Annotated in this window: 7 protein-coding genes; 1 reads left to right on the plus strand and 6 read right to left on the minus strand. The window is 63.9% G+C overall.

Annotated elements, in window-relative coordinates; all coding sequences use genetic code 11:
* Positions 1-20: 20 nt before the first annotated feature.
* From P2T68_RS22730 to P2T68_RS22750, 5 genes are read right to left on the minus strand one after another with little or no spacing between them, the layout of a single operon-like run.
* A complete protein-coding gene (locus P2T68_RS22730; RefSeq protein ID WP_277378316.1) occupies positions 21-725 on the minus strand; it encodes an energy transducer TonB in 705 nt (234 codons plus the stop codon).
* A gap of 3 nt (positions 726-728) precedes the next feature.
* Positions 729-1154 carry a biopolymer transporter ExbD gene (locus tag P2T68_RS22735; protein ID WP_010211136.1) on the minus strand — a complete coding sequence of 142 codons (426 nt, stop codon included), beginning with the start codon at positions 1152-1154 and terminating at the stop codon, positions 729-731.
* An 11-nt stretch (positions 1155-1165) separates the two neighbouring features.
* The gene (locus tag P2T68_RS22740; protein ID WP_024074821.1) at positions 1166-2965 is read right to left on the minus strand and encodes a MotA/TolQ/ExbB proton channel family protein; all 1800 of its coding nucleotides are present in this window, start codon (positions 2963-2965) and stop codon (positions 1166-1168) included.
* A 24-nt stretch (positions 2966-2989) separates the two neighbouring features.
* A complete protein-coding gene (locus tag P2T68_RS22745; protein ID WP_102625580.1) occupies positions 2990-4576 on the minus strand; it encodes a ShlB/FhaC/HecB family hemolysin secretion/activation protein in 1587 nt (528 codons plus the stop codon).
* Positions 4577-4635: 59 nt separating this feature from the next.
* Complete coding sequence (locus P2T68_RS22750) at positions 4636-5229, minus strand: transposase (protein ID WP_102625581.1); 594 nt, start codon at positions 5227-5229, stop codon at positions 4636-4638.
* A 384-nt stretch (positions 5230-5613) separates the two neighbouring features.
* Between P2T68_RS22750 and P2T68_RS22755 the strand changes: the two genes are divergently transcribed.
* Positions 5614-5883, plus strand: a complete 270-nt coding sequence (locus tag P2T68_RS22755) for a hypothetical protein (RefSeq protein WP_277378317.1) — start codon at positions 5614-5616, stop codon at positions 5881-5883.
* Positions 5884-6538: 655 nt separating this feature from the next.
* On the opposite strand, the gene P2T68_RS22760 is transcribed toward P2T68_RS22755, so the two are convergent.
* On the minus strand, positions 6539-18586 hold the full coding sequence (locus P2T68_RS22760) for a filamentous haemagglutinin family protein (protein ID WP_277378319.1): 12048 nt from the start codon (positions 18584-18586) through the stop codon (positions 6539-6541).
* Positions 18587-18601 lie beyond the last annotated feature (15 nt).

Raw genomic sequence — 18601 nt, forward strand, 5'->3', positions numbered from 1 at the left:
CTGCGAATAAGTAGGTTTGTTCAATCCGGACGCCGACCCTTGAGGGACAGGCGTACCGGCAGGGTCACTGACGCAGGAACACGTTGCGTGGCATGGGGTGTGCGCAAGGCCGCCAGCACCTGGGCGTCGGTCTCGGCGTCGCCGCTGGACTTGGCCAGTTCAACCCGCGTGACCTGGCCCTCGGCGCTCAACCACACGTCCGCCTGTACCGCGTAGGCCTTCTTGCGTAACTCCGGGTCTTCCCTCAGCAGGCGCTGAAACACGCCGGCCAGGTACTGCTTGTAGGTACCGGCACCGAGGCCACCGCCGCCACTGCCCGCCATGCCGCCGCCCTTGCCCGCGCCGATGTTGAAAGCGTCATTGCCCGATTGCGCGTCGCCGTCGATCTGCATCGGGTTGGCCAGATCATCAACCGGCGAAGGCGGTGCTTCTTCTGCCGGCTTGACCTCCTCGGGTTCAGGGGTGGGCACCGGCTCAGGGACTTTTTCCTCGACCTTGGGCTCGGGTTCCTTGGGTTTTTCCGGCGGCGGTGGCGGCGGTGGCGGCAACGGGATAATCGTCGGCACCTTCGGCGCTTCGCGGCGTACGCCACTCATGTCATTGGCCCATTGCCAGAGGAACCAGGCCGCCACGGCGCCCAGCAGCAGGCCGGCGCCCCACTTCAGCGGGCGCAGCGGCGGCTTGTTCTTTACCGGCAACGGCGGCATCGGGATCTGTGCAGTCATGGCTCAGCCCTGGCTCGGCTTGCCGGTGACCAGCCCGACCTGGGACAGCTCCAGCCGCCGCAGCAAATCGAGCACCTCGATCACCTTCTGGTACTGCACCATGGCGTCGCCGCGCACGATCACCGGGAAGTCCGGGTTCAGCGCTTTCTCGATGCGCAGGCGTTCTTCCAGCTCGCCGAGGGTGACCGGGTAGGCATCGAGGAACACCTGGCCGCCATCGTTCACCGAGATGGCCTTGGTCTTGGCCTCGGACAACGACACCGAGGCGCTGGCCTTGGGCAAGTGAATCTGGATGCCCGAGACCTGGGCGGTAGCGGTGAGGATAAACATCACCAGCACCACCATCAGCACGTCCACCAAGGGCGTGATGTTGATGCTGTCGACAGCCGCGTCGTCATCATCGTCGTGGGAGGCATTTACGGAAGCCATGGCGATTCTCCTCAGGCCGAAACCGGCGCGTGGTGCGGAGCACGGTGCCCCGCTTCACTGAACTGGCTCTCGCCGTGCATCTCCGCCAGGCGGGTGATGAACTCGTCGACAAACACGCGCATGTCGGCGCTGACTTCCTTGTTGCGCGTGATCAGGCGGTTGTAGCCAAACAGTGCGGGAATCGCGACGAACAGCCCCATGGCCGTGGCCAGCAAGGCGGCCGCCATGCCTGGGGCGATGGCGTTGATATTCACGTCGCCGGCCATGGCCGTGCCGAGGAACACCACCATGATCCCCAGCACCGTACCGAGCAGGCCGATATACGGGCCGCCGGCGATGGCGTTGGACAAGGTCGAGAGTTTGGAACTGAGCGCCTGGTTTTCACGGGTGCGCACGCCGTCCATGGAGCAGCGGATGGCTTCGATGGTCGCCGCCGACACCGACGACGTGTCGGCGCCCTGGGCGCGACGGGTGCGGATCTCCTTGATCGCCACACGGTACAGGCGCCACAGCGAGGAATGCGTCAGGCGTTCGGCGAGCACGGCGTCGTCATAGAACATTTCCAGGCGCGTGCCGATCTGCGCGAACTGTTCGCGAAATACCTCGTTGGCACTGCTCACGCGGCTGACCATGCGGTTCTTGCGGATCATGATGAACCACGACTGGAACATCATCGCCACCAGCACCAGGATGATCACCCAGGCGTCCGCCGGCACGGCTTTGAGCAAAAAGCCCAGGCTGCCGAAACCGAAGCCCGACTGCTCTTCATCCACCCCGTAGGCCACCAGTTTCGACTCGGCGCCCTGGGCGCTCGCGTCGGCCAGCAACAGCGCAGCCGGGCGGGCCACCTTGGACAGGCGCAACTCATCGATGGCCCCGGCGAACGGCAGGTGCGTGCTACCGGCTTCGGGCAGGTCGGCGCCAATCGCCCATTGTGAATTCAGCGCGGGCATGGCCACTGCCAGGCTCGCGGTTTCGCGGCCATTGACATACAGCGCGACTTTTTCACCCTCGGCGGTGAACGCCAGGTGCTGCCATTGGCCAGGGTTGAGCGGCTGGGTCGACGCCGCGCGCTGGCCGTCGATCTCGACAAACGGCATGCCCTGGTTCACGCCCAGCAACAGGCTGTGGGGCCCCTCACGTCGGGCCACGACGATTTGCTCGCCGCTGGCCTGGTCCAGGCGCAGCCAGGCGCTGAAGGTGAAGGCGCCACCCGCGGCGTGTTGCAGCGATGGGCTGGCCGGCAACAGCAGCGGCTGGCCGCCGAACTGCAAGGCGCGGCCGATCACACCGTCGATGCTGGTGCCGGTGGCGTTCAGCGCGGTGTTGGCATAGGCCGTGGTGTCACGCGGCGGCGTCGCATTGGCGCCGTCAAAGTGGTAGATCGCGGTGTAGTTCGGGTCGAAGGTCAACTGGCCGTTTGCCGTAGCCGGGGCCTTCTGGTTGCCGTAGTACATCCACAGGTCCTGGCGTTGGCCGCCCTCGACCTTGGGCACATCGACCCAGATCAGCGCCATGCCCATCAGCGGGTCGAAGCTTTCAATCTGGTGGTTGAATACCGTCTTGTCATCGGCACTGACAAAGCGCAGGTCGCTGCCGTCATCCTTGACCCCGTCAAAGGTGAAGTTGCCGGTGTGCAGGCGCACCAACAGCGCGGTACGGCCCAGGGCCTGGCTGATCGCCGCGCCTTGGGCGGTGGTGTCCACGCTGATCTGTTTGCGGTAATGCCAGTCGTCTTGCCACCAGGCATGGGCAGTGGCCGGGAGCGCGAAGCCCAGGCAGATCAACAGGCTCAGGATTAGGCGTTGCATGGGAAGAGTCTCCGGGGAAAAGGGTCAGAAAGTCGCCTGCACACTGAAGTGCAGTCGCGAGTCCTGTTTCTGGGTGTTCGGTCCGTCGAGCAGCGGGTAGCCCCAATCCAGGCTGCCGGACAACCATTTGCTCAAACTGGCGCGGGTGCCCAGGCCGACACTGGCCAGGCTGTATTCGTCTTCCTGCTCGGGCAGCGGGTCATGCAGGCGCAGGCGCGCACCTTCAGCGAACGCATAGAAGCGCCACTCCTGTACGTAGCTACCGAGGAACTTGGCCAGGGACGGTGTGCGCAACTCCTGGGAGAGCAGGAAACCTTCATCCCCGGTGCGCTCGGCCGCCAGGTAGCCGCGCACCGAGGTGGCGCCACCGGCGGAATACTGCTCGTTGGACACCAGCGGCCCCGAGGCCAACTGGAAGCCGGCCTTGCTCGCCGACTGCCAATCGTTGGCGAAGGTGTAGGTGTAATTCAGGTCGCCCTTGAGCACGGCGAAGCTGGCACTGGCCTTGTAGCGCTTGTTGTCGAACGCTTTAGCGTCGCTGCCATAACCAAAAAATGCGCGGGTGCCGACGATCAGGTTCAAGCCCAGCCCCAACTGGGATTGCTCGGTGTAGCGATAACCGTTGTAGCCAAAGGTCAACGGTGCGTACTTGAGCGGTACCTGGTCGCTGCTGTTGCCGAACCTCATCTCCTCGTCGAAATCCTTGAAGTCGATCCCGAACGAAAACGAATTGGCCCAGTTGCCTGCCGCCGGCAGGTTGTAGATGGCCGATACCCCGTAGGAGTGGCCCTTGCCCAACACGTTGCTGCCGCCGATGGTGGCGATGTTGCTGTCGGACTGGTAGCCGGAGAACTGCAAGGTCCAGCGCTCATCCAGCGGGGCACTGTAGGAACCCGACCAGACCTTGGCATTCGAGCTGTCCTCGGGGGCGGTGAAGTAGGTCAGGGAAATGCTGTGGCCCAGTTGCCAGAGGTTGTCGTAGCCCAGGGTCGCGACCGAGCGCAGCTTCTCGGTGTCGGCGCTGTAGTCGTTGTTCAGGCCGAGACTGGCGTGCCAGGGGTTCTGGTCTTCCACCTGCAAATCCACGTCCATGGTGCCGGGGCGCTGGCCTTCGCGAACCAGCGGCGTAACCTGCCGACCGGCGCTGCGGTTGAGCCCGGCCAGCTGGCTTTGCACCGAGGTGAAATCCGGCACGGCGCCCTCTTTCAGGCCCGGCACTTCTTCGCGAATTTCCACGGGTGAGTAATGCTTGGCCCCAACGACGCGCACGCGGCCGACCTTGGTTTCGCTGACTTGCAGGAACACGATGCCGTCATCGACCTTCTGCTCGGGCAGTTCCACAAACACCGACTGGTAACCCCGTGCCTGGTAGATCTTCTGCAACGCATCGCGGGCGCCTTCGATATCGCCCAGGGTCTTTTGCGGGCCGAGAAACGGGTACACCGCCTCCTCGATCGTTGCGGCATCGAGCACGGTATTGCCGCGCACGAAGTACTCGTTGACGTCCACCCGGCGCGCCGGGGCTTCGCCCTCTTCGGCCAGCACCGGCTGCGCGAAGGCGCCCAGCGTCAGGCAGCACAACGCCAACGTTGACTTGAACAGATGCTCCACACAGCCCCCTAAGTGTCTAAAATATTGCGCCGTCGCCGTGTGTATGGCGTTTGGCCTGCTCAATTGCGGATGGTCGAAAGCTGGCTGTGCCGGGCCAGCCAGGTGTGCAGCAGCGCGAAGTTCAGGGAGAACTCCTGCATGTGCAGCAAGGCGCCGCCAAACACGTCACCGATGATGGTCTGGATCAGCTGCACCGCCCGAGGGTTGTTCAGCAAGGTGGCAATGTCGCGTTGCAGGACGTGGAGGCCCCACACCTTCTGGTGCAGGTCGAGGCCGACGAACCAGCGGAACAGCAGGTTGTAGTTGAGCTGCTCGTGCAGTTGCTGTTCGCTGGGCACCGAGTACAGCAGTTGCAACAACAGGATCTGCAGCACGGTGCGCGGTGCGATCAGCATCCCCGGTGTGGGCTGCAGCAGGTCGGGGTGCCGGTCGAACACCTCGTCGATCTGCGGGCGCAGCAACACCAGCGAATGGCTCGCCGGGATGTAGCTGGAGACTTCCTTCAAGGCGCCCTGCCAATCGTCCTGGGAGACGATCCACACCCACGGTGCGCCGTAGCGGTACACCGAGACCGGTTTCTTGCGCGCGGCTTCGACGATCTTCGACAGGCGCTGGTCGAGCTCCTGCATGCCGACTTTCGAGTAACGTTCCATAGTTCCCATTTGCCCCACTCCTGGCGTCCTGCTGACGGCTGGGGAGGTGATTTGTGGTCGCCTCCAGCGCGTTACATAGGCAAGACGGGGATGGGGGGGAGCTACCGAACTTTTGTCATGAAAGCTTCATTTGGGATTGGGTGGGGGGCAATTTTTTGGGGGGCGGTTGGGGGGTTGGGGGGCATATCCGTTGCTGCGGTAATGGCGGGTGGTCCGTGTACATATCCATTTCTGCGGTAACGGCGACTGGCGGTTCCGCCCTTACGGCGGGTCACTTTTGGAAAAGAGCCCCAAAAGTAACCAAAAGGGCTCTTGCCCCACCACTCGGCACCTCGCTTAGGCTCGGTGTGCCCGAACGAAGGCTTGAATCCGTGGGCCGCCGTCATGGGCCATCCCTGGCCCAGGACGGCTAACCCGGCGTCCTGCCGGGTTACCCACGGATTCAAGCCTGCGTTCGGCCAGCGTGGTTTAACGGGGCGCCTAAGATCAAGATCAAAAGCCAGAGCAAAAGCAGAGCAAAAGCAAAGCAAAGCAAAGCAAAGCAAAGCAAAGCAAAGCAAAGCAAAGCAAAGCAAAGCAAAGCAAAGCAAAGCAAAGCAAAGCAAAGCAAAGCAAAAGCAGAATGAGGTCTACCTGACTTGCAGAGATATCTGATCTATGAAGATCCAATTGTGGGAGGGGCGGTGCGACGATTCGACTTGCCCCCGATGGCGCCGGGTCAGTTAACCAATAAGTGACTGACACACCCTCATCGGGGGCAAGCCCCCTCCCACATTTTTACCGAGTACACCAGCCACAACACCGGTCGGTTCCAAGGCAGCAAAAGACAGAGCAAAACCAGGCCGAGGTCTACCTGACCTATGGAGATCTCTGACCTGTGGAGATCCAATTGTGGGAGGGGGCTTGCCCCCGATGGCGCCGAGTCAGTTAACCAATAAGTGACTGACACGCCCTCATCGGGGGCAAGCCCCCTCCCACATTTTTAACCGAGTACACCAGCCACAACACCGGTCGGCTCCAAGGCAGCAAAAGACAGAGCAAAACCAGGCCGAGGTCTACCTCACCTATGGAGATCTCTGACCTGTGGAGATCCAATTGTGGGAGGGGGCTTGCCCCCGATGGCGCCGAGTCAGTTAACCAATAAGTGACTGACACGCCCTCATCGGGGGCAAGCCCCCTCCCACATTTTTAACCGAGTACACCAGCCACAAATCCGGTCGGCTATCAGGCCGCCGCGCCAACAACCCCAAAAAAACGGGGCGATCATTGATCGCCCCAAACGGTACATCGAGAGGTCCCTTCTAAATCGTTACAGCGTGATCTGCTTGCGCTCTTCATCCGTCAAGCGCGCACGCGCCTGTTCACTCAACGGTCCGGCGCCCAGTACCTGCACCGGGCTGTTGGGGTTGTAGCCGGAGGTTTTCTGCTGTTCCTGCGGCTCGCGCTGTACCGGCTCGGAGCCAAAGCTCAGTACCTCCACCGTCACGATCGACGCCCTGCCCTGCTTGGCCGCCGCCTGCTGGCTGCGTGCGGCACCCTCCGCTGCCTGGGACGCCGCCGCCCCCGCCGCGCTGGCCGAGCTCATGGCGCCGGTGTTGACGGTGGCCGTCACCGGCACTCCGGACGATTTGCCCTGGGTCTGGATGTTGGCCGCGTTGACCACGCGCAAGGCGGCGATGTTGACGTTGCCCGACACCCGAATGCCCGCCTCGCCCGCGTCGATGGTGCCCAGCGGTGCGATCAGGTCGATGTCCCCCGCCGGCACTTCCGGGATCGGGTTCAACGTGGCGATCCCCGCCCCGGTGCTCGGTACCGATGGCGACAGGCCCACGTTGCCCCAGTTGTCATAGACGCGCTTGGGCGGTGTGTACACCACGGTGGTCTTGGAACCGCGCCCGGCGTTGATGTCGCCCTGGGCGGTCCAGGCCATGATCGAACCGCCGAAGGTGGTCATGATGCGGCTCTGGCCGAGCAGGATACTGCCCAAGGAATACAGCTGGATATTGCCCGAGCCCTGGGTGATCACACCCGCCGTCGACGGAGGCGCCGCGCCTTCGATGCCGAAGGTCTGGTTACCGCCTGGGGTGAGCATCTGGATCGAGCCACCGAAGTTGGTGTGTACACCCGCGCCGCCGAACATCGTGATATTGCCTTTGTAGCTGATCGGGTTACCGGCCACGTCGGTCTCGGGGAACAACCTGGCAATCGCCGCACGCCCACGGACATAGCTGCCCTGGCGTACGCTGCCGTCCTGGTTGTACTCGCGGCCGGCGGCCTTGAGTTCGGCGAAGTACACGTCACGGGCGAAAACCCGCTGTTGTTCGACCGGCAGTGCGGCGTAGTAGGTCCGCGCCTGTTCGCTATTGCCGACGAAACCGAAGCGTGCGGCCAGCCAGGAGACCAGCTCGTTTTCGTAGGTCTTGGCGATTTTGCCGCCCTGGATCGACTCCCCTGGCTGGGCCAGGTTAGCGGGGTTCAGGTAGGCCTCGACAAAGCGGCGGTAATCCGGGCCGTTGGGGCCTGCGCCGGCTTGCATCACGATGCTCGCACCGGGCCGGGTGTCGCCAGGAGCCACGGCCCCCAGGCTGGTGATCGCCACTTGGTCGTCCATCAGGATATTGCGCCCAGCGGTCACTTCCAGGGTGCCGGGGCCGGCGACATTGAAGCTGCTGTAGAGGATGTCGCGACCGGCGCTGGCGATGGAAATGTCGCTGGCGCCGTTATGCACGAACAGGTTGCCCGCAAAGGTGTACTGACCGGTCGTCGGGTCCCCGCCCGTGGCGCCGCTCAGGAGAGTGCCGCTGCGGACAATATCTCGCCCGGCCAGCATCCGTACCGCGCCAGCGCCCTCGTAATAGGTCTGCCCGAAACGCGCGTCATCCGAGCCGGTAATGGTGATCGCACGCCCACTGTTGACCGCGAGCAGATCGCCGCTCAGCGCATAGAAACGTGCAGGCTCCAGAGCATCACCCCATGACGTACTGGCGGTGTTGGGACCGAAGGCAAACAACGGGTAGGAGATGCCCAGGCGGGCAATATTGCCGTCGATAGAGACATTCCCGCTGCCCACGTCCGGGCGCCTGCTAATAAAGCCCTGGAAAGCCGGATGCAGGATGCTCGCCAAACTATTCGGCGCCGCGCTGGAACGGCTGATCGTCAGGTCACCGCCGTAGATCGAATCCCCCGCCAGCAGCTGCAACTGGCCGTTGGTCGACGGTGCCAACACCAGCGCCTTGAGCTCCGGCCAAGGTGCTGTGTTGAAGGATGAAGCGCGGCCGTAGTACAGGCTGCCATTGGCGGCGACTGCACGTAATGTCGCGGGATACACTGCTGCCATGTCCGACTCTGCGGTATCGGTCAACGGCGTGAGATTGCCACCGGCCGAGAACAAGTCGATGGCTGTGCGGTTGGTCCACAGGCTGAACCAGCTCTGCCCCAGACCGCTGACCCCATTATTCTCGTAAGCCAGGATATTCATCTGCGGTGCACGGCCAGGGTCGGCCACGTCCTGCAGCACCAGGTCACCACGGGTGGCCAGGCTGAAGGTCGCATCCCCCGGAAACAGGCTCCAACCACCGGTCGCGGCCGCAGAAGTCGAGCGGGTCGGATCGTAGGCGCGGATTTCGCTGGGGCTCTGATCCTTAGGCTGGCTGCCATAACGCAACGTCAGGCTACCCAGGGCGCCACCCGTCAGTTGTACATGCCCACGCAGATCCACCACCGCGCCATTGAGATGCTCCAGCGCCGTCTGGCTGCCGGGGTTCACCGCCCCACCCACCCGCACGTTCAGATCGCCGCCGCCGGTGAGTTGCAGGCTGCCATCGGCCGCGACCCGCCCAGTACTGCCTACCGCCAGGACCAGGCCCGTGCTGCGCGGGCTTATGTTGCCAGCCAGGTTCGCCACAGGCTTGAGCATCCCCGCATCGCCACCGACCTCGACATTCAGATTGCCGCCGCCCAGGGTGCCGAACCCGGTAAAGCCCACCATCCGATCCGCTAGCCCCGCTAACGGCACCTTGGAGCCAAAGTTGATCCACCAGGCGGTGGGTTGCGCCTGGCTGCCGCTCAAACCATTGCCTTGACGCCAGAGCCAATTGCCGACGTTGACCGAATCCACCTCACCATCGGTAGTCACCGGCCGCCCGCCAGTGGACCTCGCCTTGCTGGTAATGTTGCCGGTCAGGTTGCCACCGACCTTCAACAACACATTACCTCCCCCATCCGGGAACCAGGCACCTTGCGGGCTACCGGCGGTGGCAGCGGTGGGACTGCCGGCGGTGTAGACGCCGAAGAGCGATTCCATGCTTAAATCACCCGCGGCCAGCAATTCCAGGTCCGCCGTACCGGTGCGGATTACGCTGAAACGCGCGCTGCTGCCCACTATCTTGCTCGGACCGAAGACGCCGTAATGGCTGTCGGCCAGGCGCAGATCACCGGCACCGGCCTGTGGATGCGCCAGCAGCATCCGGCTGTTGGCCGCCTGGGTATCGGCCCCACCCACTAGGCGCATCGACCACGACTGGGAGCCCTCAGGCAGCATGGGCGCTGCGGCCCATAGACGGTTCGGATAGTTTGGGTCCGGCACTCGCAACTGTATCGACTTTGCGGCCCCCGGAAATTTAAAGTTGACGCCCTCCGGCAACCGCGCACCACGAGGCAGTTCCTTGGTGCCAAAGAGGGTCACGGAGGCTACGCTGGGCAGCGGCACGCCAGCAGGCCAGGTCATCTGCTTGACTTCGGTCAGACTGACCAACACGTTCCCGGCATCCAGGATACTGTCAGCCGGGAAGGTCACCGCTGTGCTTAACAGGGTGCCTGCCGGGTACAGCACACTCCCTGTCGCATCGCGCACGGCGCCCGCCAGCACCGTGCCGGCCGGAAGCACCAGTTCCTCAGCGAGGGTCACTGCGACCGGCAGCCGGGTGCCAGCCGGCAGGCTCCGCGCTTTGATCGGCAGGTCAAAGTTAAGCGTCGTGCCACCTGGGAACGTCGTACCGTCCGCCAGAATCACACCGTTGCGCGGTATTACCACCGCGCCGCCGGTGTAATCGAGACCCGCACGCAGTACCCAGCCGTTGTCATCCGCCGTCGCTGCAGGCACTGCAAAGCCGTCATTGATGCTGCCGTAGATATTCAGGTTACCACCGGCGCGCAGCGTCAGGCTGCCCGCCTCGGTCACCGCACGGGTAGGCGATTTCAGGCTGGCGTAGCGATAGCCGGACAGGTCCAGGTCGCCTTGTACCACCAGGTCGCCATCGGCGGTTTTGCTGATGATTTCTACGCCGGGACGCAGGTGGAACGTATCGCCGTAGGTCGCATTGTTCAGACCGGCCAGCTTGTTCTGTACCAGGTTGGTGTTACTCAACGCCGCATCGATGAACGTGGTGTTGAGACCGTGTATGTCATCCAGGTATTTCTGGGTGATGACCTGATACGGCCTGCCGCTGGCGGTCGTACCGGTCCCGAGCGGCGCATTATCATAGGTGGCCATGCCATTGAGGGCGATCGAGCGCGCGCCCTGGATCGTCAAGCGTCCACTGGCGTCGATCGCGATGTCATCGGCACCCAGGCGCGGCGCATTCAGTTCCAACGTGCCACGGTTGCGCCCGTCATTGGCGGTGGCGGCTTCGGTACCATGGCGCAGGTCAATTCGCGCCCCATCGGCCAGGGTCAGTTGGCCGGTGCCGGAACCCAGGACCACGATGGCGCGGTTCGGCGAATCAATGATCTTGCCGTAGCTGTCCACGCGCAATTGCGTGCCATGGGCGTCAAGCACCGCAGTGCCGTCCAGGGTCAGGCCGTTCTTGCCAGCCAGGTTGATGCTGCCGACGCGCTCGCCACTGGCGTCCACCCGGCCAGTCACGCGCAACGTGCCGCTGTCCACCGAGACATCCACGGTGTTGGCCTTGACTCCGTCGCCGATGATCAGGTCGCCCTGCTTGAGCTGGAAGCTGCGCGCGCCAAAGACCTGGCCCTGGTTGAGACGCTGGTTGAGGGCGGTGAACTGGTCACTCAAGCTGCCGCTGCCACCCAGGTGCTGGGCCTGGACTTCCACCGCGCCGGCCAGGTACGGCACCAAGGTGCCGCCGGCATCGTAATAACCGCTGCTACCCGCAAGGATCTTGCCCGCCAGGTCGACGGTGCCGGCCGTGCCGCCCACCGCCACGGCGCGTAGCTTGCCCGCCTGGTTGTACTGCGCCGACAAGTCGATGGTCGAGCCCGCGGCCTGCTGCACATTGCCTGCGCGACTCTCCAGCACCACGTCGCCCCCCGCGCTGTATTTGGTCAGGTCGTTGAAAACGATCGAGCGACCGGACACATCAACCGATGCGTTGTCGGTCAGCACCACGTCGCCACGGGCGCCCAGGGTGACCTTGCCGCTGGGCAGTACCACCGCGCTGGCCAGGCGAAGGCTGTCGCCCTGCAGCGACAGCTCGCCGCCCAGGCCTTCCACTTTACCCACCGGGCCTGCCGATGCGCTGATGTCGATGGCGCCACCCGCGGTGATTTTATTCACCGAGCCGGCTTCGCCGGTCATCAGTGGCGTGAGGATATTCAGGTTGCCGCCACTGTAGGCAAAGCCCTTGAGCGCGTCATAGGCACCTTGGCTCTGGTACACCGAAAGGCTGCCCTTGTGGTTGGCGGTGATGCGGTCGCTGGCATTCAGGTTGACATTGGCAAAGCCCAGGGCGAGGTGCTTCAACGTTGCCGTGGTGCTGGCTTGGGCAAACTCGCCATAACCGAACACGATGCGTTCGGCGTTGATATCCAGGCGCCCGCTGCCGGTGCCCGCACCACCCGCCACCACCATGCCAGGGGCTGCCTCGGCGCCCTGCCAGATCAGGTTGGCGGTATGGATGGTCGCCACATCATTCGCGCCCCCGGAACCGTAGATCGCCGGGGTGGAGAGCATCAGGTTGTTCAACAGGGACTTGCCGGTCACCGCATCGTAGGTGTCGAGGGTGGCGGAGCCGTAGAAATTGAAGCTGTCCCGCGCCGACAGTTGCAGGGTTTCCAGGGCCGGAGCGCCAAATTGAGTGTCGCCGCGCAGCAGGCGGTCGAGCACTTGCTGGGTGAGGGTCAGGCCCGCTGGCAAGCGATTCCCCGCCGCGGCGTCGGCCAGCGCTTGCGGGCTGCCAACGTTGATGCTGGTCAGCCCCAGGTTGAGGTGACGGGTGCCATAACGCACCTGATCGCCCATCTGCAGGGTGCTGTCGGTCAAGGCGACAATGCTGCCTTCGGAGTACAGGGCGGTCTGCCCAGTGCACGGCGCGTTGTTGCATACCCCCAACTGGATGCCGCGGCCGACATCCGGTTGCGCCGCTGCGACCACATTGAGCAAACCGTTGGAAACCGCCAGTGTGTTGGCCAGGTTGTAGATGAAACCGTCACGCGCGTCATAACTGGCCTTGCCACGCCCGATAGTATTGATGGACGCCCCCTGCTCCACCACGATGGAACCGGTGGAAGCCACCAGGAACACTTCCGGCGCCGCCAGGCTCGCGCCCTCTCGCAAGACGAGAGCGCCAGTGGTGCCGTTGGCAAGGGTTATGTAGTTGCCCGCCTGGCCGTAGTTGACCACTGTCGTCCCCCCGATCATCAGGCGCGCGGCACCCAGCGAATTCAAGCTGTCGGCATCCACGGTGATACCGTTGAAACCACTGGTGGCGCCCCGGCCGGCAGCCACGATTTCGAGGTCGTTGCCTAGACCGCTGTGGTCTACGTTCATCAGCGCAACGGTACCCCCGTACCCCCCTTCAGCGGCCTCGAAGCGACCATTGCCCTGGAACGAAAAAGCATCCGCCCCGGCCCCCAGGCGCAAGGCCAGTTGTAAGGTCTTCGCATCCACAGGCAGCAATGCCCGTGGGACACCGAGCCGCGCGGCATCGGCTATGGCAAATTGCGCGTAGCTGGTTTCGTTGTACTGGGAGTAACGGCGCAAGGTATCGGCGGAGGTCAGGATCACTTGGCTCGCGATGCTGTCGCTGATGCCGGTGTTGGCGATGGACAGCTGCCCGGCAGTGGACCATGAGCCGTTGCCCATCAGTTGGGCTGCCCCTTGACTGCCAAGGCCGGCCAGGCCGTTGATTTCCACCCTGAACGCCCCCGGCATCAGGGCATAGGTGGACGGCATCAGCGTATAAGTGCCCGCCGCCAGCCCCGGCACACCAGCACCGATCGTGATCTGCTGGCCCACAAGCGGCTCGACGGCCCCACCCTCCGGTGCTACCGGGGCGTAGCCCGGTTGCGCGCCGGGCACAATCGCATAGACCGGGTTAGTGCCCAGCCCCGGCAACACAAAGCCACCATTTGCGCCGAACTGCACCAACGGGTTGTAGCGCGCATCCGTGGAGCCGCCGCGCCCGGAAATGAACCCGGCCCCGAGCAGCTCGCCACCGCCGGACAGATCAACGGTAGCACCAGGCCGCACCAACACCGACTCACCGCCCAACGTCATGCCGACATTAAGGGTGCCGTTGAGGGCTGAGCCTCCTTGGCCGATGAACGTCACCGTCTTGCCGTTGTACTTATAAACCTGCCCATCCACCGTGCCGCCATAGGGCAGCACCAACCCCTTGCCACTCACCGAGGTAAGGCTGCCAGGCAGCAATTCGACACGACTGGAGCCCAGGCTGCCAATTTCGATCAGCCCCAGGGGCGCGCGTATCACCCCGCCCTGCTTGATGGTAGGGCCGCCCAATTGCAGGCGACCGAACGCCGAATACGGCGTGGCGCTCTGGCTGTCACCGGTGCGTGCAATGGTCAAGGTACGCGTCGGGTCGTAGTTGAAGCCGGTGCCATTGTTGCTGAGACCGTCCAGGTAACCGGCGATCACCCGCGCCCCGACTTCGGTCGCGGGGTACAGCTGTGCGGCACTCAGGGTCATGTCCCCCCGGGTCATCAGTTGTGTGCTGATGCCCTGGGCAATCACGTTTGCATCGGCACCGGCCAAGAAGCGCAGGTCGCCCTGGCTCGTCAGTTGTACATCGTCGAAACCGCGACGGTCGACAGTCACCAGGCTGCCATCGGCCAGCGTCAGATCACTCTTGTTGCCCATCAGCACATTGCCGCGCACATCGATCAGGTTGCCACCGGCGTTGAATACCGCCTGACTGGCGCGTCGCGACATGCCTGAGGTCAACACCGGATGCAGGTATTGGTCCTTTGTGGGATCCAGCGGCGCAAGGATGCCCGCCAACAACAGGTAAGGCGCCGACAGGTTGATACGGGCATTAGCGGCAGCGTTTTCAGTCAGGCCCATGGCGCCGCTGTACAGGCGCAGGCTCTGGCCCATGTTCAACGCCACGTCGCCGTCAAAACTCAACAGGCCGTTGCTGAGCAAAGCCAGGTTGTCAAAACCACCAGCGCTGACCTGATCCACCCCAAGGCGGCCATGACCGTATTCCAGGCTCGCAGCCGCGGCATCGGCGGTACCCGGTAAGAGGCTGTCTTGATGGACTTGACTGATCACCAGCTCGCGCACATTGAGCACCCTGTCGGTGACCGTACTCTTGGCGTAATACGGGCTTTCCAGCGCCAGCGACAAACTACCGCCCGCCGCCCCCGCACCACCGGCCCGGGCGACAACGCTGCCGTCCAGGTACAGGCCATTGTTGGAGGCCAAGCTGATGCTGCCGCCCTTGCTCGCGACCAACACCCGGCCCTGGCCTGGAATGTCCAGCGCCGCCTGGGCACCCGAAGCATCCAGGCGCGCGCCCTTGCGCACCACCACAAACAGGTCGCTGGCCTTGGCAATGCCGGTCGCCAGGTCGATATCGCCGCCGATGCTGATCTTGCCGCCACTGCGCACCTGACCGTAGACCCCCCCACGGTTGTTCACCGCCGTAACCGCCCGCGACGCCACGTCGATCAGCGCGTTCTCGCCCACCCAGATCGAGCGGCCATGGCCAACGGCATTCGTCGCTTCGGAGCTGCCCACCGTCAGGCCGCCGAGGCTGACGCTCCCGCCCCAGGCATTGAGAGTACCGTTCATCGTCAGCTGGCCGACGCTGCGCAGGTTGATGCCCTGGCCGGGGTCGACATTGATCACCGCGCCTTGGCCTACGGTCAGGGTCGTGGTGGCCAGGTCGGCCGCAGTGGAGTCCTGATGACCCGCGGTCAAGCTCAAGCTGGCACCCAGGCGCTGGTTCAATACGCCTTGGGTCGGGTTTTCCTGGTACAACGCTGGCGTCCAGCGCTCAAGGGCAGCGGCCGGGTCGCTGCCGCTCGAAACGCCGGATGTCTGTTCGCCCAAACGGTAGACCGGCGTGGTGACATCCACCTGGGTGCCATCGGTGACAAGCAGCCCTTCATTGCCGGTAATGTCATAGGCCGAGAAGCCCTTATTGAAGAAGTCGCCGGCCAGTTGCAAGGTGTCGGCGGCCGGCGCCGTGGCGCTGTCGCCTATCTGCACCTGGCGCGCCTGCAACGCCAGGGTGCCGCCGCCGCTGACGCCATAGCCACGAATCTCGCCGTCCAGCGCCAAAGTGCCAAGGGCCGCCAGGGTCACGTCACCGCCCTTGCCGCCAGTGAGGGTGCCATTCACACCCAGCGTGCCACCGGAAGCCACGTCCACCACACTGCCCGTCGCCAGGTTGACATTCGCGGTGCTACGCAGCGACACCTTGCCGCCGTTCACATAGGCCACACCGGCGGTATTGGCTGGGTCCAGCAGCAGGTTGTTCCAGCGCCCGGTGGTGTCCAGCCTGACCCCGCCGGCGACGTCGACAATACCGCCCCCCGCCAGGATCGTGTCACCCACAGCCCCGGCTTTAAGCGGGTCGACCTGGCTGAGAATGTTACCGGCATTGATGCTGCCACCATGGGCCGTGAGGTTGGCGTTGAGGTTGACCCCTGGCCCGAACAAGGTGATATCGCCGCCATCCGCCACCGTGAGCGCACCGTTGACGGTGATCTGCTGAGTGGCACCGACTTTGATCGCGCTCAGTGAGTAGCCATTGAGCTGATCGCTGTCGAGCACCAGCTTGCCTTGGCGATCCGCCGGCAGTGCGGTGCTGAGGTCCAGGCCCTCGGCGATCTTTTGGGTGTTGCTGTCAATCAGCACTTCGGCGGCAGTGCCGTTCAGGGCATAGCGCAGGGTGCCGGTGGTCTTGTTATAGACCGGTGTGTACCCGCCAATGATCAACTGCGCGCGCTGGGCCATGGCCTTCTGTGACTGCTGGTAACCGTCGAGGTTGAGGTTTGGCGCCTGGGTCTGGCGATCGCCCTGGAAGACGTCACTGATCAGTTGCCCTTCCAGCACCGCGCTGGTGATTCCGACCACCAGCTTGCCGGCATCGCGGCCCACGGTGTAACCCGACTCGTAACGGCGTTGCTTGGCGATCATGGGGTTGTAGTAATACTCGGTCTGGCCCCAGCGTTTACTGGTGTCTTCAAACCCCTTGTAGAAACCGGAATAGAGAATGTCGCCCGGCGCCCTGGACACTTCATACAAGCGCCCATCGGGGCCCTTGAGCCAGGTCTGTTGGATATAACCGGCCTGCACATCCACGGTGCCACCCGACAGGTTGATCTGCGCGCCCTTTTGGGTCACCACGTCCTTGCCGGTAAAGGTCACGGTACCGCCCTGGGCCATCCACTCACCCACCGAGTGGCCCTGGGTGCCGAGGTAGCCACCGACTTCCAGCAAGCCGCCGGCGGTGTACCAGCGATCCGTCGCATAGCCGTTGGTGCCGGCGGGCACAAACACCAGCTCGCGCAGGTCGACCCACACATCGTTGTTGATCAACTGCCCGCTGTCACGGTTGACCGGCGCATCGCGCTGCTCGTTGCCCTGCACGTTGATCTTGATGTTGTTGGCTTCCATCGACACCTTGACGCCTACCGCACCGGACACGTCGATCATCGCCCCATCGCGCACCAGGCTGCGGCCGGCGGCGCTTACGGCGACCTGGCCGCCGGTCGCCAGGGTGATCGAGCCCTTCTGGAAATCCACGGTGCCGCCGCTGACGATCTCGATACGCGATTGGTCGGTGCGATCGGCCACGGCGCTGAGGTTGTTGAACAGACCGGTGATCAGGTTGGCGGGGGTGCCGTCGAGCTTGGTCAGGCCATTGCTTTGCTGGCTGTTCAGCGCAGTGCTGCCACTGCTGTCCAACAGGATCGCGGTGGTGCTGCCCTCGCCCAGGGTCACACTGCCGGTGGTGTCGGTGGCGGAATTGAGCAGGTGAATCGTGCCACGGGTGTCCACCGAGGTGCTGGCCAGGGCCACGCCGTTTTGCTGCACCTGGTGCCCGGTCAGGGTGATATCGCCGGTGGAGGCCATGATCAAACCGCTGTTGCTGACCTTGCCGGCACTGCTGCCAGTGTTAAGGCTGGTCGCCACTTCGTTGCCACGGGTGGTGGAACGATCGTTGCCGGTGGTGCCGACCCCCTTGCGGATGTAAAAACTGTCACCGGCCGCCAGGGTGGTCTGCCCCTTGGCGGTGCTGATGGTGCCGGCGTTTTCGACCTCTGAACCGAGCAGCAAGGCATAGCCGCCCGCATCCGTCGAGGTGGACGGGGTGTGGGTCTGGATCAGCGCGCCGCGCTGTACCTGGACCTTGCCCGCTGCGTCGGTGAAGGTCGGCTGGGTGCCGGTGCCATCCACGTAAATACCGCGCTGGGTGAACTGCTCATCAGTGATGGTCGCAGCGGCGGCCACGAGATTGCGCACGTTGACCTGGCTGGTACCATTGAAGACCACACCGTTGCGGTTCACGATCATCACCGTGCCAGCCCCCTTGATCTGGCCCTGGATCTCGCTGGGTCGCGCATCAGGATCGTTGACGCGGTTGAGTACGCCCCAACTGGACTGCTGTTGGAAATCCACGGTGGTGTTGCGCCCGACGTTGAAGGTCTCCCAATTGAGGATCGCCTTGTCAGCCGTCTGTTCGATGCTCACCGTGGTTTTGCCGCCAGATTGGCTCTGGGTCGGGCCCTTGGCGTTGGTCCAGCCCTGGGTCAGGCTGTTGTCAACTTGCAGGCCGCCCTTGCCCAGGCCATCGGGAATCGTCGACACCTGGCCAAACGCCGCCTGGCGCCCTGCCGCTTGCGCCGCCTGCTGCGCTGCAATCGCCGCGACACTGGTATTCAAGTTGCTGATCGAGCGCGCCATCTGCTGGTTGACCCGCGCTTGCTGGTTCAGCGTTGGAACCCCCGGCACCTGCCCGGCACTGATCCGCGCCGCCGTCGCGGCCTGGGACGCGCCTTTGTCGGCAAACCAACCGGAACTGAACGCCGTGGCCGCCTGGGCATTGCCTGCCACCATCAACAAGGCAATGGCGTGGGCCAAGGGCTTGAGCCGCAGGACCGTCTCTTGGGCTTTCAGGTTAACCGGCGATTTGCAGCGGACCATCGGGAATCTTCCTTC

Source organism: Pseudomonas sp. G11, from assembly GCF_029457515.1.
GTDB classification, from domain to species: domain Bacteria; phylum Pseudomonadota; class Gammaproteobacteria; order Pseudomonadales; family Pseudomonadaceae; genus Aquipseudomonas; species Aquipseudomonas gorinensis.